A 19,478-nucleotide genomic window follows, 5' to 3' on the forward strand; every position below is an offset into this window, starting at 1 on the left:
CAGGGGGTACGGAGGGGCGGGACGCATCGATCATTGCTCTGAGTAAAGTTTGCATTCCGCTCTGTTTTTTGCGTCACATAGTGAGGTCATCCTGTCGTGGGGGAGGGGGACGGCGCGGCTGTCGCGGCCGGGCCCGTCGGTACTCCCTCGGTCGGCAGTCCGGGGGGCACGGTGAGGGTGACCATGGGTGCCCCCGGCTGCGGCACCGGTGGTGTGACCTGGCTGGAGGGGAGTTTCGGCGGGGTCGTCTCCTGGAAGTTGACCTGGTCGAAGTTGACCAGCCCGGTGTTCTCCATCTGCGTGATGTGGTCCAGGACCACGTCGTTGGCCTGGTCGGCGAGCGCGCGCACCAGGGTGTTCTTGGTGGTGGAGCGGATCTTGGCGATGGTGTTGAAGATCGAGCCGTGGGTGACGCGCAGGATGTTGGCGAAGTCGGTGTCGAACTGCTTGCCGGTGTCGGACTTGAACGTGTCCAGGAAACCCTGCTGCTGTGGCGTGGGCTGGTTGGGGATGGTGATGTTCAGCTCGGGTGCGATCCTGCGGCAGTTGGCGTCGAGCGCGGCGTGCCCGATGACCAGGTGCCGGCCGGCCTCGCGTACGGCCGCGGTCGTCCCCTTCTTCATGGCCAGGTCCCCGGAGGGGCCCTCCCACAGCCCGGCGGAGCGCACGAAGACCACGAAGTTGCGGTCGGCCTCGGTGAGCGGCCCCCATTGGGTGCTGGCGATCACGCGCGCCTGGTTCGTGGACGCGTTCTGGACGCCGAGCATGCTCGGGTAGGCCAGGGCGGCGAGCGTGACGCTCAGCGCGCCGCCGACGAAGACGGTTCCGATCGTGTTGCGCGAGAGGGGCATCGTGCCTCCTGGTGCGGACGGCGGGTACGTCGGCAGGTACGAGCCGGCAAGGGAAAGAGAATCCTTGCTTCAGGTAAAGCTTGCACTATGCCAAGTTGTGTTCTCGGGGTTGCCGACTCGCAGTGGAGGTGATCCGTCGGTGCGGCGGACGACGTCACAGGGCGATGGGGCGCTGGTCGAAATCGGCGAGGTTCATCAGGAAGTCGGCGCACAAGCGCTTGTCGGTGATCTCCATGCCGGTCGCCCGCACCGGCCACTCGCCCGCGATGTCGCCGAGCGCACATCCGGCACCGCAGTGGCTGATGGCCTTGGCGGAGGAGAGCCAGCCCGGCGGCTTCTCCGGATCCGGCTCGCCTTCCCGCTCGATCACCGGCCGGAACGTACGCTGACCGCGGCGGACGTGGAACTACAGGGCGGACGGATCCCACTGCAGAGCTGTGACCGGATACACCACATGCATGATCCACATGCGCTGCGGGTAACCGCGCAGCGGCATGTCCGCCGCGATCGTCAGGGCGCTGATACCGCCATGGTCGGAGTGGCCCGGCCCAGAGCCTCCAGCCATGCCGGAGGCTTGAGGTGCGGCTCCGTGGCCATCACCTCTCATGCAGGCGCGCCGTCGCGACCCGCCCCGGTCGCATGATGCGTATCTTGCGGCTCTCGCAGGCGGGACAGTGGGGTGACTGCAGTGGCGACGGTACGCGACTGGCGCCGAGATGGTACGTCGCGGTGATCCTCTCGTGCTCGTCCACGGTCGCGTCGATGTCGTACGTGTCTTCCCAGCCGTGCCGCAGTCGAGGCACGCGAACGAGTAGGAGCGCTGGACGTGCTCTGTGTGCATGGTCCACTCCCCTTTCGGGCGATCCGGGTGTACAGCCCCCGGTACCCAGTCTTGCACAGTGCAAAATAGGGCTTTCATGAGCCGCCCGCCGCTTTCGTCAGGGGAGCTGTGTGCACTGCCCGCAGGGCGCTCTGGTGGCTGAGCCAGCCGATCGGCTTGCCGTGCTCCGCGTCCAGGACCGGTACGCCGGTTCCAGCGGCCGACAGCAGGGCGTGCAGGGCCCTGGCGAGGGGCTGGTCGGCGAGGACGGGCGCGGGCGTCTCGGCGAGTTGCCCGACCCGCGTCGGAGCGTCCTCCGGCTGTTCCGCGAGCGCCTCGGCCACCGCCTGCGCGGTGACGACACCGGCGTAGTCCCCGCCGTCGTCGACCACCGGGAGGGCGCCGTGGCCGGACAGGCTCAGCAGGTCGGCGGCGTCCGCGAGGGTCGTGGACGTGGCCAGCGGGGAGGGCAGGGGCTCCATGACGGCGCTGACGTGCTGGGTGCCGATGCGGGCGCCGGGGGCGGGACCTTCGAGGTCGATGCCGCGCCGGCGCAGCTTGAGGGTGTAGATCGTGTCGTGGGTCAGCAGGCGGCTGGTGGCGGTGGCCAGCACGATCGCCAGCATCAGCGGCAGGATGATCGAGTACTCGCCAGTGAGCTCGAAGAGGATGACCACGGCGGTGATCGGTGCCCGTGCCGCGCCGGCGAAGACGGCGCCCATCCCGACCAGCGCGTACGCGCCCACCGCGCCGACCGAACCGGGCAGCAGATGGTGGACGCCGATGCCGTACGCCGAGCCGAGCATCGCGCCGATGAACAGGCTGGGGGCGAAGACGCCGCCCGAGCCGCCGATGCCGATGGTCAGGCTGGTGGCCAGCATCTTGCCCACCAGGAGCAGGAGCAGGAAGCCGACCGCATAGTGGTCCTCGGTCGCCTTCTGCAGCACGGGGTAGCCGACCCCGTACATCTCCGGCAGGGCCAGTAGCACCAGCCCGAGTGCGAGGCCGCCGACCGCCGGGCGCAACCACTCCGGGCCGCGCCAGAGCCAGTCGCAGGCGTCCTCGATCAGATACAGGAAGCGGGAGAAGCCCACTCCCACCACCGCCGCGCCGACGCCGAGCGCGGCGAACAGGCCGTACTGGGCGAGGTGGTCGACGTGGAAGTCGGGAAGGGTCAGGAAGGCGTTGTTGCCGAAGGCGGCGCGTCCGATGATGCTCGCGGTGACGCTGGCCAGCACGGCGGCGCCGAAGGCTTCGGCGCTGAAGGTGGCCAGGATCAGCTCCATGGCGAAGAAGACGCCGGCGAGCGGTGCGTTGAAGGTGGCGGTGATGCCGCCTGCTGCGCCGCAGGCGACCAGGAGCTTCATCCGGCCCTCGGTCGCCTTCGTGACCCGGCCGAGGGTGGAGCCGAGCGCCGAGCCGATCTGCACGATCGGGCCCTCGCGGCCCACCGAGCCGCCGGACCCGATGCACAGGGCGGAGGCCAGAGTCTTGACGACGGCGACCTTGGGGCTGATCCGCCCGCCGCGCTGGGCGACCGCCAGCATCACCTCGGGTACGCCGTGGCCGCGGGCTTCCTTGGCGAACCGGTTCACCAGCGGCCCGTAGAGGAGGCCGCCGGCCACCGGGGCGAGCAGGACGAAGTACGGGCCGAGCCAGGGCGCGTGCGGATTGCCCGCGCCGGGGGAGGCGGCGTAGTCGGCGTGGCCGGACAGGAGACGCGTGAAGGTCTTGATGCACCAGCGGAAGACGACCGATCCCACGCCGGCGCCCGCGCCGACCACCACGGCGAGCGCCATCAGGCCCCACGGGGCGGTCCGCAGTCCCGGAAGTCTCGGCGTAGATGTGAAACCACTTGTTGCGTTGCTAGGCACGTGCTTCCCGTCCGTTGCCGCCGGTATGGCGCTCGTCGATTTCGCTCCCTTATCTTTGCATTATGCAAAACTAGTCAAGGGGGCAGGTCCCGGGCCGTTCACCGGCCCCACCGGGGCCGGTGAACGGCCCGGGACGCGCTCGCGGGAATGTCGGCAGAGGTGCAAGTCATGAGAGGTGAGCAATGAGCAGTCAGGCTTCCCCATCCCTCATCGTGGTGGGCGTCGACGGGTCGGAGTCGAGCCGGGCGGCGCTGCGCTGGGCGGCCCACCAGGCCCGGCTGACCGGTGCGGAACTGCGCCCTGTGCAGGCGTGGCGGCTGCCGGTCACGTATGGCATGCCGGTGGACTACTCGGACGCCGACTTCGAGAAGCAGGCCCGTGAGAGCCTGCGGCGAACGGTCGAGGAGACGCTGGGGGAGCATCCCGGCGTGCCCGTCGCCCCTCAGGTCGTCGAGGGCCATCCGGCGGCGGTGCTGGCCGAGGCGGCCCAGAACGCCGACCTGTTGGTGGTCGGCAGCCACGGCCACGGTGCCTTCACTGGAATGCTTCTCGGCTCGGTCAGCAACCACTGTGTGCACCATGCCACCTGCCCGGTGCTCGTCGTCCGTGCCGACATGACCTGACCTGCCCCTTCCCCGGGTGTCAGTCCGCTTCGGCGCGCGCCTCGACGTCCTCGATGCCCGTGGGGCGCCCGGCCCGTGTCCACCGCGCGTACAGGCCGGCCGCGATGAGCAGCGTCGCGGCCAGGGACAGCATCGGCCAGCCGCGCAGCAGGTTCACCGCGAGGGTGAAGGCGACGGCCGCGGCGGCCAGCCCGTTGACCCAGGCCAGCGCCGTCTTGTTCTCCCGGGTGGCGAAGCGGGCCATGGCGAGCAGGCCGACCAGGAAGCTGACGAAGACCGCGACCGCGTAGAACAGGACCAGCTCCTGCTCCTGACCGGCCGCGGCGACGATGATCAGCGCGGCTGCGGCCAGGTAGACCACCACGGACCAGTACGGGGTGTGGTGCCGGTTGGTCCGGCCCAGGACCGGCGGCAGCACACCGGGCCGCTCCGCCGTGCCGGACAGAGCCTTGAGCAGTCCGGGTCCGGCCTGGAAGGAGGAGCTGGCCGCGGCGAGCAGCAGCAGTGAGCTGGTCAGCTGGAAGGCGCCGTAGAGCCAGCCCGGTCCGGCGGCGGCGTGCGCGATGTCGGCGATCTGGGTGGAGTCGGCGCCGGGGATGCCGATGTGCAGGCGCACGGCCAGCGCGGTCAGGGCCAGGGTCAGACCGCCGACGATGACGAGCAGCAGGGCGAGTGTGCCGCGGCCGAAACGCCGGCGGTGGGTGTCGTCGAGCTGGCCGAGCTGGGCGATCGCGGTCGAGGGCGCCTCGATGCCGGTGGCCAGCGCCATGGCGACCGGGAAGGCCAGCACCACCGCGAGTACGGCGGAGCGGCCGGGGTCGGCCGTGGCGGCGGCGTGGCCGATGGCGTGTGGCGAGGTGAAGCCCAGGACGAGCACGGCCACACAGATGAGGACGAAGGCCACGGTCATGAACGCGAACAGCAGCCGCCCGCCGTGCCCGAACCAGGTCAGCCCCGCCACCACCAAGAGCAGGACCAGCGCCAGCGGGACGCGCCACGGGGCCAGCGCCGGGAACAGCGCGATGACCGCGCTGGACGCCGCCGCGATCGAGATGCCGATGGTCAGCACGAAGTCGACGACCAGCGCGCCGATCGGCAGGAACGTCCAGCGCGGACCGAAGGCCCGCCCGGCCGCGGCTGCCGCGCCGCCGCCCTTGGGAAAGCGCCGCACGAGCTGCCAATAGTTCGCGGTGACAACCACGACCAGTCCGATGACCAGGCTCATCGTCGGCAGCAGCAGAGCGAGATCGCCGTGCAGGGCACGCAGCGCGGCCTCGATCGCGTACGCCACCGAGGAGACCGGGTCGGCGATCACCGCGAAGGCGAACGCGAAGAAGAGCACGGAACGGCGCGGGCTGCGGCCGTGCACGGCGAGGGACGGGACGGCTGCGACGGCGGCAGCCGGCTTCGACGAAGTCACGCGAAGACCTTCCTTGATGCCCGCACGGGCGACTCATCGCTGTTGGTACGGACGACTCACAGGGACACTTCGCCGACCCGACTTCCCGGCACACCGCAGTCGACGCTACGTCAGAAAGCCGTCATCAAGGCGTTAGGGACGCATCAAGATTCACGCCGGCCGGCCGGGCGAATCCTGGGCTTCTTGCCATCGAGTTTTGCATAGTGCAAAAGTGGGGGTGGGGAGGAACGCCCAGGCGAGCGGAAAGGCGATGTGCACCGATGAGAGCAGTGATCTGCGGAGCCGGTATCGCCGGACTCGCGCTGGCCGGCCGCCTGCACAACGTGCTCGGCTGGGACGTCGTGGTCCTGGAGAAGGCCCCGAAGCCCCGCACCGAGGGATACATGATCGACTTCTTCGGCCCGGGCTATGACGCGGCCGAGGCCATGGGCATGCTGCCCTGGCTGGAGGAGCTCGGCTACCCGGTCTCCGAGGCCGCCTTCCTCGACGACCAGGGCCGGTGCCGCGCCCGGCTCGACTACGACCGGTTCGCCCGCACCCTGAACGGGCGCCTGCTCAGCATCATGCGGCCCGACCTCGAACTCGCCCTGCGCGAACGGCTGTCCTTTGCCGTCGGCCTGCGCTTCGGCGTCGGCCCGGCACGCATCGACCCAAGTGCATACGGCATCCGCGTCACCCTCACCGACGGCACGGTCCTCGACGCCGACCTCCTCATCGGGGCCGACGGCCTCCACTCCACCGTGCGGGCCATGGTCTTCGGCGAGGAACAGCGGTGCCTGCGCTACCTCGGCTACCACACCGCTGCGTTCACCTTCGACGACCCGTACGTCCACGCGGAACTGGGCAACCGGTTCTGCCTCACCGACACCGCCGAGCGGCAGATGGGCCTCTACGCCCTCCGGGACGGCACGGTCGCCGCCTTCGCCGTCCACCGCAGCGCCGATCCCCGCCGTCCCGACGATGCGCGATCCGCCCTGTATCGCGAGTACGGCTCCCTCGGCTGGCTCGTGCCCCGCGCCCTGGCGGCTTGTCCGCCCTCCGCGCAGGTCTACTACGACCAGGTCGCCCAGACCGACCTGCCCTGCTGGAGCCGCGGACGGGTCGTCCTGGTCGGCGACGCCTGTCAGGCCGTGTCCCTGCTCGCCGGGCAGGGAGCCTCCCTGGCGATCGCCGGGGCCTATATCCTGGCCGACCAGCTCGCCGGTACGCGCCGCGTCGAGGACGCGCTGCACGGCTACGAACGCCTGTGGCGGCCAGTGATCAGGGACAGACAGCGTGCCGCGCGCAGAACGGCCCGCTGGTTCGTCCCCGAAACGGCACGGCGACTGCGCGTCCGCCGTGCAGCCCTGCGCTTCGCCGGCCTGCCGGTCGCGAGCCGCCTCGCCGGCACCTCGCTCGCCGGGAAGCAGCGGCCCCCTCTGCGGCAACTCGCCGCGGTGCCGACCAGTTGAGCCGGGTCAGGGCGGGGCGCCGTGACCCCTCGACAGGAACAGTTCCGCACGTCGCATGCTCGGGAGACCCACATGTTGCCACGTTCCCGGCCCGGTCCCGGTGTCGTGACCGCTCGGCTGCGCGAAGCCCTGGACACCGCCGACTGCCGGTCGCTGGCCGATGTCCTGCACCCGTATGTGTGCTGGAACCCGTCCGACGGAAGCGGCACCGGCTGTCACACCCGCTCCCATGTCCTCAGCCGGTGCGCCCGCCTGCACGCTCTCGGGCTGTGGGCCGGCATAGAGGAGACCTTCACCTACCCGGCGGCTGTGGTCCTCGGCCTCCGGATCCACGGCACCGTGCCTCCGGCCGACCCGCAGACCGTCGCATACCACGTGTTCGACGTCACCGACGGACTCGTCACGCGCATCACCTGCTATGCCGACCGCGCCCAGGCCCTCGCTGCGGCCTTCCCCGGTGCCACGGCGGCGGGCCCGGGGCATTGAAACCCGCCTGATCGGCGGCGGTCAGGACGAGGCGACGCGTGCCTGGAGGTGGACCAGCCCGGCCACCCCGAACTGGAGGGACAGCGGGAGTGTGTGCCGGCTGGTGATGCCATGCACGTGATGCAGTTCCACGCGCGGCCCGTCGCCCCGGAAGACGACGGTGGTACCGGACAGCAGCAGGATCCCCGCGGTGGACAGCGATCCGTTGCCCTCGGCCGGCTTCCCGCCGACCAGTTCACCCCGCCCCTTGTCCGGGGTCGCCACCATGCCCAGGTGCTCGGGTACCGCGCCGTCGTTGCGCACCGACATGGTGAGGGTGCCGTCACCGGATCGGCCGAGGCGCGCGACGGCACCGGTGATCGTCAGATCGACATCGGCGGTGTGCACGCTGAGGCGCCCGGGGGACGAGGCGACGCCCGAGGCGGTCCCGCCGTCGGCCGCGGTGGTCCTGGAGGTGCCGTCATGGCTGGTGTCCGCGCAGCCCGCGGTCAGAACAGCGAGGGCCACGGACAGAATGCGATCAGGGTTGCGCGGGTACATGCGGCTGTTCCTGTCATCTTTGCATTGTGCCAAGGTCGCTTGCGGCCGTGCTGTCGGTCCCGCGCGAACGGCAGGCGGTTCATGGGGGTGTAGTGGGTGAATCGGTATATATCCATGGGGAGTTGTTCCTCCGTGCTGAGCCGATGGGGCGGAGCAGGGCACGAACGCGTGGACCGCCGCGTCTCAGGTGGAGTGGTCGCGGGCGGCGAGGTGGGTGAGGTAGGCGTTGTAGGCGGCGAGTTCGGCGTCGTGGTCCCGGTCGGCCTGGCGGTCGGTGCGGGCGGCGGTGCGGCGGTCGCTGCCGGCCCACTGGACGAGCACGGCCATCAGGACCAGCAGGGTGGGGATCTCGCTGAAGGCCCAGGCGATGCCGCCGCCGGTGTTCTGGTCGGCCAGGGGGCTGAGGTGCCAGGCGGTCGGGGGGTGGGCGAAGAAGGTGGCGATCAGGGTGCTGGACATCATCACGGCGATGCCGAAGAAGGCGTGGAACGGCATGCCGATGAACAGTTCCAGCAGGCGCAGCAGGTGAGAGGGGCGGCGGGGTGCGGGGTCGACGCCGAGGATGGGCCAGAAGAACAGCAGGCCGGTCACCAGGAAGTGGGCCAGCATCCACTCGTGGCCGAGCCAGCTGCCCATCAGGAAGCCGAAGAGCGGGGTGAAGTACAGGCCGTAGAGGCTGGCGATGAACAGCGGCAGGGTGAACAGCGGGGAGGAGAGCACGCGAGCCGCGTAGCTGTGCAGGAGCCGGGTGAGTAGTTCCCGGGGGCCGGTGCGGCCGCGTCCGGCGGTGGGCAGGGCCCGCAGGGCGAGCGTGATGGGGGCGCCGAGCAGGAGCAGGATCGGGGCGAGCATGGACAGCACCATGTGCTGCACCATGTGGACGCTGAACATCTCCATGCCGTAGCCGCCCACGCCGGTACAGGTGACCGCGGCGGCGGTGAGCACGCCCGCGGTCCATAGCAGGATGCGGGCGAGCGGCCAGCCATCGCCGCGCCGCTGCAGCCGCCACACGCCCAGCCCGTAGGCGGCCAGGGCGAGGAGGCAGACGAGGGGCTCCACGGGAAGAGGCTGGGGGTGCCAGGCCAGCAGTCGTCCCAGGGTCGGCGGCGCGGTGGGCATCCACATCGGGCCGGTCATGTTCATGTGCTGCATGCCGTGCATGCCTGTCATGTCATCCCTCCAGCAGGCTTTGGCCGACGTATTCGCCCGGTGCGGCGCCGCCCGGGACGGCGAAGACGGCGTTGGACTCGTGGCGGATGAAACGGGTGAGGTGGTCGGCGCCGTCGAGTTTCGTCTGCACCTTGACGAAGGCGGCGGGGTCGGCCTGCCAGGCGATGAACAGCAGTCCCGCGTCCGGTTGTCCGTCGGTGTCGTAGCCGTCGTGGTAGGAGAAGCCGCGGCGGAGCATCTTCGCCCCGTCGTTGGACTCGGGTGCGGCGACGCGGATGTGGGCGTCTGCGGGGATGGCCAGGGAGCCGTGGGGGGTGAACTTGTTCAGGTCCATGGGTGTGGTCTCGGGGGCGTCATGGGGGGCGGACAGGGGTGCGCCGGTGTCCTTGGCGCGGCCGATGACCTCTTCCTGCTCGGTGCGGGTGAGGTCGGCCCAGTGGTCGAGGCGCATGCGGATGCGGCGTACGACGGCGTAGGAGCCGCCGTTCATCCACGCCTCGGCGCCGTGGCCGTGGGGGGCGAAGATCTCGGCGGTGAAGTCGGTGTCGGTGGGCTTGGGGTTGGCGGTGCCGTCGAGCTGGCCCATCAGATTGCGGACGGTACTCGGGCGGGTGGTGGCGCCGGGGGCGCGGTTGAAGCCGTTCATCTGCCAGCGGATGTCGGCCCTTCCGGTGGCCTCCCGCTGGAGCATGTGCAGGGCGTGGAAGGCGACGAGGGGGTCGTCGGCGCCGATCTGGATCCACAGGTCGCCGGCGCTGCGCTTCGGGTCGATCGCGTCGGACGGGAAGCGGGGGACGGGCACGAGCGCGGCCGGGGAGCGATGGGCCAGGCCGGTCTTGGTGAAGAAGGTGCGGCCGAAGCCGAAGGTGACGGTCAGTCTGCAAGGGCCGGCGTCGAGGGCGATCCGGTCGTCGTCGGCGCCGGCGGGCGAGTGTCCCTGGGTCATTGCCTCGGCCGTCACCGACCAGCGGTGCATCAGCGCGGCGGCCTCCTTGCGGCCTGCGTCTGCGGCCAGGTCGAAGGCGATGAGGTGGCCCACCGCCTGCACAGGGGTGGTGATGCCTGCCTGGTGGGTGCCGTGGAAGGGGACGGCGCTGTTGCCGACCGCGGTGAGCGGGGTGGGATCGTGCCTGGCGGCGTAGGCGGCCGTGCCACCGCCCGCTCCGGCCAGGATGCCCGCGGTGCCGGCGGCGCCCGCTGTACCCAGCAGCCGCCTGCGGGAGATGGCGCGCTGTCCTTCGTGACGGTGTGTGCTGTCTTCGCGCATGTCGAAGCCTCTTTGAACCTCTGGAGTACGGATGTCCGGGGCGAGGGCCGCCGCTGCGTTCGGGCGCGCGGACAGGCCCTCGCCGTGGGTCAGCTCGAGGGCTGGTACATCGTCGACTCGACCGGTGCCCGGACCGTGATCGAGTCGGAGGAGGCGAAGCGCAGCCGCAACGTGATCGTCTCGCCCACGGTCGGCTTCTTCTTGAAGCCCATGAGCATGAGGTGGTTGCCCCCGGTGCGCAGCACCAGGCGCCCGCCCGCGGGGATGGTGAACGCCGTCACCGGTTCCATCCGGTTCTGGGCCGTGGTGCGGTGCATCGTCACGCTGGTGGCGTCGCCGCTGCTCACGCCGGTGAGCCTGTCCGGCTGCCGGCCGGTGTTGGTGACGGTGAAGTAGCCCGCGGCCATGTCGGAGGTCGGCGGCTGACGTACGTAGGCGCCCGTCACCTTCAGCACGGGAGTGTCGTAGGCCGGTGCCGCCGCGGACGACGACGAACAGCCGGTCAGAGCGGTGGCGGAGAGCAGGAGCGCGGTGGCGAAGGAGCGGGTCACGGTGTCTGTCCCTTGACGATCTTGGGCAGGTCGGCGGCGTACCGCTGCTGGGAGGTCCCTGAGGTGTAGAAGAGGTGCGCCTTGTCGTCCTTGGGGGAGAAGGCGAACACCTCGGCGCCGTGGCTGACGGTCACGGTGCCGTCCTGGTGTTTCACCGGTGGGGAGATGCCGACGCCCAGACTCCGCGCCGCCTTCTGTACGGCGGCGAAGTCGCCGGTGAGGCCGGTGAAGGAGGGGTCGATGGCGCCGAGCCACTGTTTGAGGCGCCGGGGGGTGTCACGGGCGGGGTCGGTGCTGACGAAGACCACCCGCAGCTCGCGTCGGTCCGCCGTCGGCAGTTTGCGCGCGGCCAGCGCGATGTCGGCCATGGTCGTGGGGCATACGTCGGGACAGTGGGTGTAGCCGAAGTACAGCAGGGTGGGGTGGCCCGCGGTCTGCCTGACGAGGTTGTAGGAGTGGCCGTTCTGGTCGGTGAGGTGCAGGGCGGGTTTCGCGTCCGGCGTGTCCAGCGTGACGGTGCCGGGCGCCGCCGAGGAGGAAGGGGTGGAGACAACGGCGGCCGACTGGTCGGCCGACGCGTCGTCACAGGCGGTCAGGCCGAGACCGGCCGTGGTCACGAGCGTCGCGGCCACGGCGACGCGGCGCGCGGGAAAGGCGTGCATGAGGAACTCCTGCGTGTGAAGCGGCGGGCATACGGCGCTCTCCGGACAGGGGAAGGCGGCGTACGCACGGGTGGGAGAGGCGAGACGCCCTCGCCGTGCCGACGCTTGTGCGAGCAGCCGAACGGCACACGTACGCGGTGGCGTCCGAGGCCGTCACCGACAGCCGAACCGCTCGCCGCATGCGGGGATCTCACCCGATGACACCAGGGCGGCCTCGCGCACCCGCCGTGCTTCGACGCAGGGAGGTCAGGCCGCCGCGACCACCGCGGGCGGACCACGCCGGACGACGCACGACGACAGGAGACAGGTGAGCAACCGGCGGGTATTCCCCCGCGCACGGCGTGCGGCGAGCGCGCGCCGCATCCGCCTCAGCAGCGCGGAGAGCGGCACCAGGACCGAAGCGGCCGCGACGAGCAGGCCGCACAGCATCCACAGCAGAACGAGGCGGGCCACCTGCCCCGCTGCGACCGCCGGGAGCCGGACGGCCTGCCACAGCGCGATCTCACCGCGGCGCAGCACCCAGCCGGTCGCGACGACCGCGGCCACATGCGCGGCGAGCATCGGAGGCGTGAGCATCGAGCCCAGCATCATCGCGTGCCCGCCGTGACCGGTCATCCCCGCCATGGCCGGCGCACCGTGTGCGGCGTGGGCCGGATCGATCCGTGCCTGCCGCAGGATCCGCGCCGCGCTCTCCGGCGTGAGCTGTGCCGATCCGGCGCCGCACAGGAACCGTTGGGCCAGAGCCACCACCTGAGCGGACCGGTCGGCGGGAGCCGGCGCCATGGAACCCTGGCCCAGGGAGAAGACCAGGTGCAGACCGGTCTCACCGGCCAGCAGGCTGAGTGCGATGCCGGGCAGCGAGCGCTCCCGACCGGCCAGCGGGCCCACCACGCACACCACGCCGGCCCAGCCGGCCGCCAGGGACCAGATCGGGATCGCGGCGCCGGAGACCAGCGCGTGCCCGCTCGCGGACAGCGCGACGCACACCGCTGAGAACACCGCGGCCCTCAGCAGTCTCAGATCGGCGGCAGCCCGTACCGGGACGTTCATGGCGCACGCCACTATTCCAGCCGCCCGCGCGGCGGCGGACGCCGGGGTTACCGCGGGCGGGCGGCGGCCCGGCCCGGCTGTCCACCGGGCCGGGCCTGTCGGTTCATCAGATGGCCCGTCTCCTTCCGGTTGGTCGCGTCCCGCGCATCGTGCGTACGGCAACGAGCACCCCGCCGACGACCACGACGGCGACCGCCGTCAGAACGACGAGCGCGGTGGTGCGGCCGAGTCCGAGGATCGTGTCGTCCGCGTCCGTGTCCGCGCTCGTGGCTGTGACCGGCGCGGACAGGCTCAGGCCCTTGCAGGCGGTGGGACTGGTGACGGCCTGGGCGCTGTCGGCGACCTGGAACTGGAACGCGTTCGTCTGGGTGTCGCCGTCGGTGGCGGTGACCGTGTAGGTGAGGGTGTTCACCCCCGCCCGCAGGGGGCTGACGGCGGCGCAGGTGACGGAGCCGCCGGCCATCGCGGGCTGCCCGACGGGCACCTTGGCGCCGTCGGGTCCGACCAGGCTGACCTTCGGTGTGGTGCCCGGCCTGAGTTGGGCGAAGGTCAGCTCGACGACGCTGGTGCCGGTCCCGACCGTGGAGCCGGGAGCCGGTGTCGCGTCCTTCAGCGCGGTGTGGGCGTACGCGGGTGTGCCGCCGAGGAGCAGCAGCACGCCCAGACATCCCAGCAGGGCGGCCGGCGCCCTCAGAAGTCGAAGTCCGCGCATGCGATCCGGTTGTCCATCGCTTCCATGGGATGGACGACGAGGGCGACTGCGCCCTTGCCGGTCTTCTTGGCGTTGTCGACCGTCGTCATTCCCATGCCGGACTTGTCGGCGGTGAAGGTCAGCCACACCTCGTTCGGCGGCTTGGCCGGGCCGCCCTTGGTGAACTGGAAGTGCTCGCCTCCGTTGTCGGCGGAGCAGTGTTGGGCGTGGAGATGGGCCATGTAGTGGTGGCCCGGCTTGAGGCCGGTCAGGGACACGGTCACCGTGGTGCCCTTGGAGCCCTGGGCGAGCCAGGCGGTGCCCTTGACGTCGTCCATGCCGGGCGGGCGGGTGTCCAGCAGCTTGAACGCGCCCTTCACCACGGCGGCGCCGGGCACCTTGTCGGCGGGGGTGGCCTTCGGGTCCCCGTACGACATGTTCATGTCGGACATGCCGCCCATGCTCTTGGAAGGGGATGCGGAAGGCGAGGCGGCGGCCTTCTGCGACGTGCTGCCCGAGGAATCGCCGCCGCAGCCGGACAGCAAGGCGGCCGCCGCGGCCACCGTGGCGCAGCAGGTGACGAGACGGGCGAAGGCGCGGCCCGTGTGTGGGTACGTGGACATGAAACTCCCGATCGATGACGGGCTGGGCCGTTGCCGGCATCGGCACGTCGGACGGCCGACGTCAGGGCATGGCCCGGGCCGGAGGTGGAGAGGAGCGGTCGACGGCATATGCGCACGCCGACCGTCCGCCTGTCCCCCGGCCGCGCGACCGCCGGTTTCAGACCGGGATCACAGTCCTACGGCGAGCAGTGGATCGGGAGACGGGCGGCTGACTGCCGAACGACTCGGCGGCGGACCTCGGCGCACGACCGCGAATCTCAATGAGGCCGCCGTCGGCTGACGGCGCTGCTCACCACCGGCGGCGGGCCTGCACGACGGGGACTCGGGCTCGGGCACCGCACGGAAGAGGGCACAGCAGACCCGACGCAGCGGCGCGAACACCACCGCCGCCAGAGCACTGGCGATCCGGTGGGCCGCCGTCTCACCCCGCCACAGCCACAGCCCGCAGACGACGGCGGCCAGCAGATGCGCCAGAACCATCCCGGCGGAGCCCAGGTGCGGAAGGGCGGACGCGAGCGGTGAGCCGGAGGGCATCCTCATGGATCCGGAGGGCATTGCCATGGACCCCGAATGGTGCATCGCCATGCCCGAGTGGGGAGACATCGTGACGGGGGCGTGGGCCAGTTGATGGGCGAGGGCGAACAGCAGGTGCAGCAGCGCCTGGGTGACGACCGTGGCACCGATGACCACCGCAGCGCCACGGTCCCTACCGGTCAGCCACCAGGCGCCCGAGACCGTTCCGGCGAACGCGTAGGTGATCGCCCACCAGGGCAGCGTGTCCCCGGACATGAGTGCGTGGCCCAGGGCGGTCGTCGTCACGCAGACGGCCGCGAAGACCGAGGCCCGCGCCAGCCGCGGGACGTCGAAGGCGCCTCCGTCGACGGCCAACGCACCGCGCCCCGGGCTCGGTCCGCCGTGGCGGCTCCCCCGGGACATCCGACCACTCCCTGACGTCAACTCGCTCGTGCTGGGCCCTTGTCGGGCTGCCGTTGGGTACGGCTGACGGGGCGTCCGCGTTCACGCCCTGGCACAAGTGCTCCCCGGAGGTGTCCGCGGCGGTCGGTCATCGGCCGACCTTCACCGTCTTCGACACGGTGACTTGGTCTATCTCGGAGACACGGACCGTGGCTTTCATCGTCCAGGTCCCGGCGATCGGGAGGTTGAGGGTGTCGCTGCCCCAGTAGCCGCGTTCGTCGACGAGGTCGGCGTCCAGCGGGCCGACCTGCTGGTCGGCGAGGGTGAAGGTCAGACGCAGTTCGGGGATACCGACGGGGCTGCCATCGGCGCCGTAGACGATCGCCTCCACCACGTTCCGGCCGACCCGGCCCGGTTCCAGGGTGACCTGCACCTTGCCGCGCCCGGACAGGGTGTTCTTGCCGGTGTCGTACGGGATCAGGGTCAGGGACACCTCGGGGTGCCCGGCCACGGAGGTGGCCGACATGGTCTCCGCGGCACGGCCCGTCTCGGTGCCGGTCAGCACCGTCGTCAGGACGAGGACCAGCACGCCGACCACGACCTCGGCCAGGACGGACCGGCGCAGCCCGCGCCGTTGCGCCTGCGGCCCCGGTCTGTCCGAGTTGTGTTCGTCCCCGGCGGTGGGGGGAGCGCTCTCGCCGTGTCCCGCAGCCACCGGTACCCGCTCCTCCCGCGGGGCGTGCAGCAGACGGGCCGTCCAGCGCCGGGAGTACGAAGCCGCCGCCAGGATCACCAGCACCGCCCAGACCTTGAAGACGAGGACCCTGCCGTAGGTCGTGGAGAACGCGTCCCACGACCCGAGCCCGCGCCAGGACTGATAGACGCCGGTGACGGTCAGAACGGCCACCGAGCCGAGGGCGATGCGCGAGAAGCGGGCGACCGCGACAGGTGGCAGCGGATCCTCTGCGGGGGCCCGGTACAACGCGAGCAGCAACGCGGCCAGACCTCCCATCCACACTGCCATGGCCAGCAGATGCAACATCGAGGAGGCCACGGCCACGGGCACCTGGATGCCGACGGAGGCGTGTTCGGCCGCCGCCCAGGTGGCGGCCAGACCGAGGACGAGCACGCCACCGGCCGCGAGGGAACGCCGACCGGGCAACTGTTCCGCCCGCCGGCTCCGCACCAGGACGGCCACCACCACAAGCAGCATCAACCGGGCCAGCAGCGCGAGCCCCGGCCGGCTGCCGGCTGTCTGCCGCAGCGCGCCCGGGTCGAACCCACCGCCCAGCCCATCGCCGCTGTCGTAGGGGCCGCGCAGCAGTACCAGTACGACCGTGGACACGAACAGCGCCCACCAAGCGACCAGGAACGGCCGGTGCACCACGCGCGCGGCCGTGGCCGAGCGCCAGCAGGCCAGGACGAACATGGCGAGACCGATCAGCAGCGCCAGCCCGGCATAGGCGACGTAGCGGCCGACCCCGTACAACGCGCCGACGGTGGGATCCACGGCGGGCGGGGGAGCGGCAGTGGCCCGGGTCGCTGACGGCTCGCCGATGGAGAAGGTGAAGGCGCCGGACACAGCGTGGCTGTCCGCCGACACCACCCGCCAGGACACGGTGTACGTACCCTGCGTCAGTCCGCTTGCCAGCCGCACGCTGTCGGTGTTGCCCCGCCCGCCCGCGTGCCGGGGATCGCCGTCCGTCACCGGTCGGTTGTCGGGATCGAGCACACGCAGGGAATCCTCGACGAGCGCGACCGACTCGTCGAAGGTCACGGTGATCTGCTTCGGCGCCGCCTTCAGCACGCTGTTCTCGCGCGGGTCGCTGCCTGTCAGCACCGCGTGCGCTGAGGCGGGAGCCGCACCTTGGAGAAGAACACAGGCAAGGACGGCGATCACCACCAGGAGCGAGCCGATCGTGCGCCTTCCGTCGTCCACTTGTCGTCGCACCACGTCATGTCTCCGGGGCCGGTTCCTGTGTCCCGGATACGTACGGACGTATCCGGTGCCGCGCTCACTGCTGCATCAATCCGAAGGGCACCATGGGTCACTCACGACGGCGGTCCGTGGAGCCGGGTTTACCAGGGCATGCAGGTTGGCCGCGCAGGAGGCTTGTATGGCGGATCCAGACGGCGGTGCTGGGCAATGAGGAGTCCGAGGTGCCGCTGCGACCGCTGGAGGCGTTCGAGGTGGACGTCTTCCGGCGCCAGTAGGCAGTAGGGGACAGGTTCTGGTCCGGATCGCTGCTGGGGCGGGCGGCTGACGGGGAAGCTGTGCACCGCCTGGTTTGCCCGGCTGCAATGGTGAGACTGCCCCTCCGGCCCCGGAGAACGCCACGGGCAGGCGACCTGCTCCAGGCGGTGTCGAGCGGGGTGCCGAGGTCAGCGTGCGTGATTGGTCAGCGAAAGAAGCAGGTGCGCCGACTCGGGGTGGAAGTAGTCGGAGTGCGCGCCTTCGAGCCGCCAGGGTGAGCTGCGGTAGTAGGTGCTGGCGTCGATGTTGATGAGTCTGTTGGTGGGGAAGGCGTAGGCGTCGGTAGTGCGATGTAGTGGCGTGGTGTTCAGGTGCTCCCGTGGTCCGGTCGCCCCCAGGAAGCCGATGCCGTTGCTTACGTCTTCCGTTTGACGATGCCAGAGACCCAGGGCGCGGTCGTGGGGGGAGAATGTCATGGTGACGGGGGCGTTGAGGACGCTGTCGTCGAGCAGTCGGGCGTAGGGTGCGGCGGTGAAGGCGTCGGCGGGGGCGGCCATTTGGAACATGGTGAGACTGTCGAGGGTCCAGGGGTATGCGTCGGACTTCCATGGCCAGGCGAACGTGTCCGGTCCGTCCGCCAGTCGGTTGCTGGCCTGTTCGATGGCGTGGCACAGGAAGCGTCCGCCGAACGAGTGCCCGATGGCGTGCAGATATTGCCCGTACGAGCCTCGCAGGACGTCCGGTCCGGGTTCGGGCAGGGTGCGATGCTCGTTGAAGTAGCCCAGGACGGCAGCCAGTACGTGGGAGGCATGTCCACTGTGGGCGATGGCGGACGTCCGGTCGCGGATGGTGCGGTAGCCGGCCTTCGTCGGTGCGCTGCTCGACGGCCAGCGCACGCACACGTACTGGGGACGGAACGGGCTGATGCGCGGGTAGGCATCGGGCTGCTGTGCGGACAGGTCTTCCATGAGCTGAAAGAGCCGGGTGGCGGCCTGCTCCGCCTGGTCGGCGTCGGTGCGCCATCCGTGGACGTAGAGGAAGATGTCCGTCGTGTCGTCGTGGAGACGTAGGTGTTTCTCGATGGCTGCCGGCACCTGTTCGGAGGGAACCGGGTTTCCGTGGTGGGGGTCGAGGAGGTGACCGCTGTCGTCGAGGTCGAGCAGGTCCACGACTGTCATGCCGGCTCCTTGCCTGCCGCGGACGCGTCCACGAGACGGTTGTCGATGCCCCGGAGCAGGGTGAAGACCAGGCCCAGCGGGGTGGCGTGCTTGGTCACGAACTCCCGGGTGAGGCTGCGCGCCACGGGAGCGGCGCGCTCGCCCTTGAAGAACTCTTCGAAGAATCGGCAGGTGTACAGGCTGCCGAAGGTCTTCGGTATCTCTATCTCGGGGCCTATCAGGCAGCCGACGCCGAGGTCGAACAGCGGGCGGCCGAGCCCCTCGTGGACGAAGGTCCTGGTGCGGCCTCCCTCGCAGACCATCATGAAGCACAGGGGGTCGGGCAGCCGTTCCTGCCGGGCGGCGCGCCAGTATTCGAGGTCGGAGCTGCAGATGGCCTCGCCGTCGGTGAGGGTGAGCTGAGCCTGTGTCGTGCCTCGCTGGTCCTGCCGCTCACCGCAGCCGTGGGCTCCGAAGACCAGGATGTGGTCGCGGATGAACGGGTCGCTCAGCGCCTCGCCGAGGTCCTGCTTGCAGGAGCGTTCGCTGATGTCGGCATGGGTTTCGACGGCCCGTACGACGCGGATCGGTCCCGTGCCGGGCGGGTGGTCGTCCTGCATCCGCAGATCGAACTGAAGCCCCGCCTGGGGACGTTCCGTACCGTGCTCGATGAGTGGGTGGTAGTTCTCCACGTATCCGAGCGTGTGCTCGATGAGGTGGGTGTATCCCAGGAAGCCGCTCCTCTGCCGCAGCGGAGCGGTCGACGGTCATTGCCTCGGTCACCCGACGCGCCGGCACCCACGTCGTCAGGTCCCCTGGCAGTGAGCCAGGCAGGGCCAGGTAGAGCGCGCCTTCGGCAGAGAGGGTGGCGGCCCCGTCCAGTAGACGATGAGACCACCGTCACCAGCCGATGCCTTCGCCATGTGGCGCAGCACGCTGTCTCCACCAGCAGGCTGGACCGTCTGGCACAGATCTGGTGCAAGCCCCCCGACCATCGGATCGGTCAGAGCCGCGCGTAACGCGCTGACATTCCGATCGGTCCCGGGCGGCAGACGCAAAGCGGACTGGGAGGAAGAACCCGCCCCGACCAGCAGAGCACGCGTCGCCCCCGCCATCATGCCCCCCACAGTGCA

General features: G+C 70.6%; 20 protein-coding genes. 3 read left to right on the top strand and 17 right to left on the bottom strand.

Going from position 1 to position 19,478, the window contains the following annotated elements; genetic code table 11:
- Positions 1–86: 86 nt before the first annotated feature.
- The 4 genes from ACFZDK_RS33955 to ACFZDK_RS33970 form a co-directional block, all read right to left on the bottom strand.
- Positions 87–851: a DUF4142 domain-containing protein gene (locus ACFZDK_RS33955; protein ID WP_390977776.1), complete on the bottom strand. Its 765-nt coding sequence runs from the start codon at positions 849–851 to the stop codon at positions 87–89.
- 154 nt (positions 852–1,005) lie between these two features.
- Complete coding sequence (locus ACFZDK_RS33960) at positions 1,006–1,221, bottom strand: DUF4396 domain-containing protein (RefSeq protein ID WP_390977778.1); 216 nt, start codon at positions 1,219–1,221, stop codon at positions 1,006–1,008.
- 36 nt (positions 1,222–1,257) lie between these two features.
- Positions 1,258–1,416, bottom strand: a complete 159-nt coding sequence (locus ACFZDK_RS33965) for a hypothetical protein (protein ID WP_390977780.1) — start codon at positions 1,414–1,416, stop codon at positions 1,258–1,260.
- 350 nt (positions 1,417–1,766) lie between these two features.
- Positions 1,767–3,470 (bottom strand): chloride channel protein, encoded by a 1,704-nt coding sequence (locus ACFZDK_RS33970; RefSeq protein ID WP_390977782.1) that lies wholly within the window; start codon positions 3,468–3,470, stop codon positions 1,767–1,769.
- A 257-nt stretch (positions 3,471–3,727) separates the two neighbouring features.
- On the opposite strand from ACFZDK_RS33970, the gene ACFZDK_RS33975 reads away from it, so the two are divergent.
- On the top strand, positions 3,728–4,168 hold the full coding sequence (locus ACFZDK_RS33975; protein WP_390977784.1) for a universal stress protein: 441 nt from the start codon (positions 3,728–3,730) through the stop codon (positions 4,166–4,168).
- Positions 4,169–4,187: 19 nt separating this feature from the next.
- Here the strand turns inward: ACFZDK_RS33975 and ACFZDK_RS33980 are convergent, their stop codons facing one another.
- Positions 4,188–5,588, bottom strand: coding sequence for an amino acid permease (locus ACFZDK_RS33980; RefSeq protein WP_390977786.1), 1,401 nt, complete (start codon positions 5,586–5,588; stop codon positions 4,188–4,190).
- Positions 5,589–5,848: 260 nt separating this feature from the next.
- Between ACFZDK_RS33980 and ACFZDK_RS33985 the strand changes: the two genes are divergently transcribed.
- On the top strand, positions 5,849–7,039 hold the full coding sequence (locus ACFZDK_RS33985) for an FAD-dependent monooxygenase (protein ID WP_390977788.1): 1,191 nt from the start codon (positions 5,849–5,851) through the stop codon (positions 7,037–7,039).
- Between the two features lie 72 nt (positions 7,040–7,111).
- The gene (locus tag ACFZDK_RS33990) at positions 7,112–7,525 is read left to right on the top strand and encodes a hypothetical protein (protein ID WP_390977790.1); all 414 of its coding nucleotides are present in this window, start codon (positions 7,112–7,114) and stop codon (positions 7,523–7,525) included.
- Between the two features lie 21 nt (positions 7,526–7,546).
- Here ACFZDK_RS33990 and ACFZDK_RS33995 read toward each other — a convergent pair whose 3' ends face one another.
- From ACFZDK_RS33995 to ACFZDK_RS34050, 12 genes are all read right to left on the bottom strand, one after another.
- A complete protein-coding gene (locus tag ACFZDK_RS33995; protein WP_390977792.1) occupies positions 7,547–8,032 on the bottom strand; it encodes a hypothetical protein in 486 nt (161 codons plus the stop codon).
- A 216-nt stretch (positions 8,033–8,248) separates the two neighbouring features.
- Entirely contained in the window at positions 8,249–9,226 is a 978-nt protein-coding gene (locus ACFZDK_RS34000) for a cytochrome c oxidase assembly protein (RefSeq protein WP_390978078.1), read from the bottom strand.
- Between the two features lie 10 nt (positions 9,227–9,236).
- Positions 9,237–10,502 (bottom strand): iron uptake transporter deferrochelatase/peroxidase subunit, encoded by a 1,266-nt coding sequence (efeB, locus tag ACFZDK_RS34005; protein WP_390977794.1) that lies wholly within the window; start codon positions 10,500–10,502, stop codon positions 9,237–9,239.
- Between the two features lie 89 nt (positions 10,503–10,591).
- Positions 10,592–11,053, bottom strand: a complete 462-nt coding sequence (locus ACFZDK_RS34010; RefSeq protein ID WP_390977796.1) for a copper chaperone PCu(A)C — start codon at positions 11,051–11,053, stop codon at positions 10,592–10,594.
- Entirely contained in the window at positions 11,050–11,715 is a 666-nt protein-coding gene (locus ACFZDK_RS34015; protein ID WP_390977798.1) for an SCO family protein, read from the bottom strand. Before ACFZDK_RS34015 ends, ACFZDK_RS34010 begins: the two co-directional genes overlap by 4 nt.
- A 246-nt stretch (positions 11,716–11,961) precedes the next feature.
- Positions 11,962–12,765: a hypothetical protein gene (locus ACFZDK_RS34020; RefSeq protein ID WP_390977800.1), complete on the bottom strand. Its 804-nt coding sequence runs from the start codon at positions 12,763–12,765 to the stop codon at positions 11,962–11,964.
- A 106-nt stretch (positions 12,766–12,871) separates the two neighbouring features.
- The gene (locus ACFZDK_RS34025) at positions 12,872–13,477 is read right to left on the bottom strand and encodes a copper resistance protein CopC (RefSeq protein WP_390977802.1); all 606 of its coding nucleotides are present in this window, start codon (positions 13,475–13,477) and stop codon (positions 12,872–12,874) included.
- Positions 13,456–14,079 (bottom strand): superoxide dismutase family protein, encoded by a 624-nt coding sequence (locus ACFZDK_RS34030; protein WP_390977804.1) that lies wholly within the window; start codon positions 14,077–14,079, stop codon positions 13,456–13,458. Before ACFZDK_RS34030 ends, ACFZDK_RS34025 begins: the two co-directional genes overlap by 22 nt.
- A gap of 168 nt (positions 14,080–14,247) precedes the next feature.
- Positions 14,248–15,015, bottom strand: a complete 768-nt coding sequence (locus ACFZDK_RS34035; RefSeq protein ID WP_390977806.1) for a hypothetical protein — start codon at positions 15,013–15,015, stop codon at positions 14,248–14,250.
- 127 nt (positions 15,016–15,142) lie between these two features.
- Positions 15,143–16,933: a copper resistance protein CopC gene (locus tag ACFZDK_RS34040; RefSeq protein WP_390977808.1), complete on the bottom strand. Its 1,791-nt coding sequence runs from the start codon at positions 16,931–16,933 to the stop codon at positions 15,143–15,145.
- A gap of 443 nt (positions 16,934–17,376) precedes the next feature.
- Positions 17,377–18,366 carry a hypothetical protein gene (locus ACFZDK_RS34045; RefSeq protein WP_390977810.1) on the bottom strand — a complete coding sequence of 330 codons (990 nt, stop codon included), beginning with the start codon at positions 18,364–18,366 and terminating at the stop codon, positions 17,377–17,379.
- Entirely contained in the window at positions 18,363–19,037 is a 675-nt protein-coding gene (locus tag ACFZDK_RS34050; RefSeq protein WP_390977812.1) for a hypothetical protein, read from the bottom strand. The genes ACFZDK_RS34045 and ACFZDK_RS34050 overlap by 4 nt, the downstream gene beginning before the upstream one ends.
- Positions 19,038–19,478: the final 441 nt, after the last annotated feature.

It is taken from the genome of Streptomyces sp. NPDC007901 (assembly GCF_042959465.1).
Classification (GTDB): domain Bacteria; phylum Actinomycetota; class Actinomycetes; order Streptomycetales; family Streptomycetaceae; genus Streptomyces.

What these genes read in the sequence shown, in the direction of transcription:
- ACFZDK_RS33965 (WP_390977780.1), bottom strand. Translation starts at nt 1,416, where the DNA reads ATGGCTGGAGGCTCTGGGCCGGGCCACTCCGACCATGGCGGTATCAGC.
- ACFZDK_RS33975 (WP_390977784.1), top strand. Translation starts at nt 3,728, where the DNA reads ATGAGCAGTCAGGCTTCCCCATCCCTCATCGTGGTGGGCGTCGACGGG.
- ACFZDK_RS33955 (WP_390977776.1), bottom strand. Translation starts at nt 851, where the DNA reads ATGCCCCTCTCGCGCAACACGATCGGAACCGTCTTCGTCGGCGGCGCG.
- ACFZDK_RS34025 (WP_390977802.1), bottom strand. Translation starts at nt 13,477, where the DNA reads ATGCGCGGACTTCGACTTCTGAGGGCGCCGGCCGCCCTGCTGGGATGT.
- efeB (WP_390977794.1), bottom strand. Translation starts at nt 10,502, where the DNA reads ATGCGCGAAGACAGCACACACCGTCACGAAGGACAGCGCGCCATCTCC.
- ACFZDK_RS34035 (WP_390977806.1), bottom strand. Translation starts at nt 15,015, where the DNA reads ATGTCCCGGGGGAGCCGCCACGGCGGACCGAGCCCGGGGCGCGGTGCG.
- ACFZDK_RS33985 (WP_390977788.1), top strand. Translation starts at nt 5,849, where the DNA reads ATGAGAGCAGTGATCTGCGGAGCCGGTATCGCCGGACTCGCGCTGGCC.
- ACFZDK_RS34045 (WP_390977810.1), bottom strand. Translation starts at nt 18,366, where the DNA reads ATGACAGTCGTGGACCTGCTCGACCTCGACGACAGCGGTCACCTCCTC.
- ACFZDK_RS34030 (WP_390977804.1), bottom strand. Translation starts at nt 14,079, where the DNA reads ATGTCCACGTACCCACACACGGGCCGCGCCTTCGCCCGTCTCGTCACC.
- ACFZDK_RS33990 (WP_390977790.1), top strand. Translation starts at nt 7,112, where the DNA reads ATGTTGCCACGTTCCCGGCCCGGTCCCGGTGTCGTGACCGCTCGGCTG.
- ACFZDK_RS33970 (WP_390977782.1), bottom strand. Translation starts at nt 3,470, where the DNA reads ATGGCGCTCGCCGTGGTGGTCGGCGCGGGCGCCGGCGTGGGATCGGTC.
- ACFZDK_RS34015 (WP_390977798.1), bottom strand. Translation starts at nt 11,715, where the DNA reads ATGCACGCCTTTCCCGCGCGCCGCGTCGCCGTGGCCGCGACGCTCGTG.
- ACFZDK_RS34020 (WP_390977800.1), bottom strand. Translation starts at nt 12,765, where the DNA reads ATGAACGTCCCGGTACGGGCTGCCGCCGATCTGAGACTGCTGAGGGCC.
- ACFZDK_RS34000 (WP_390978078.1), bottom strand. Translation starts at nt 9,226, where the DNA reads ATGCACGGCATGCAGCACATGAACATGACCGGCCCGATGTGGATGCCC.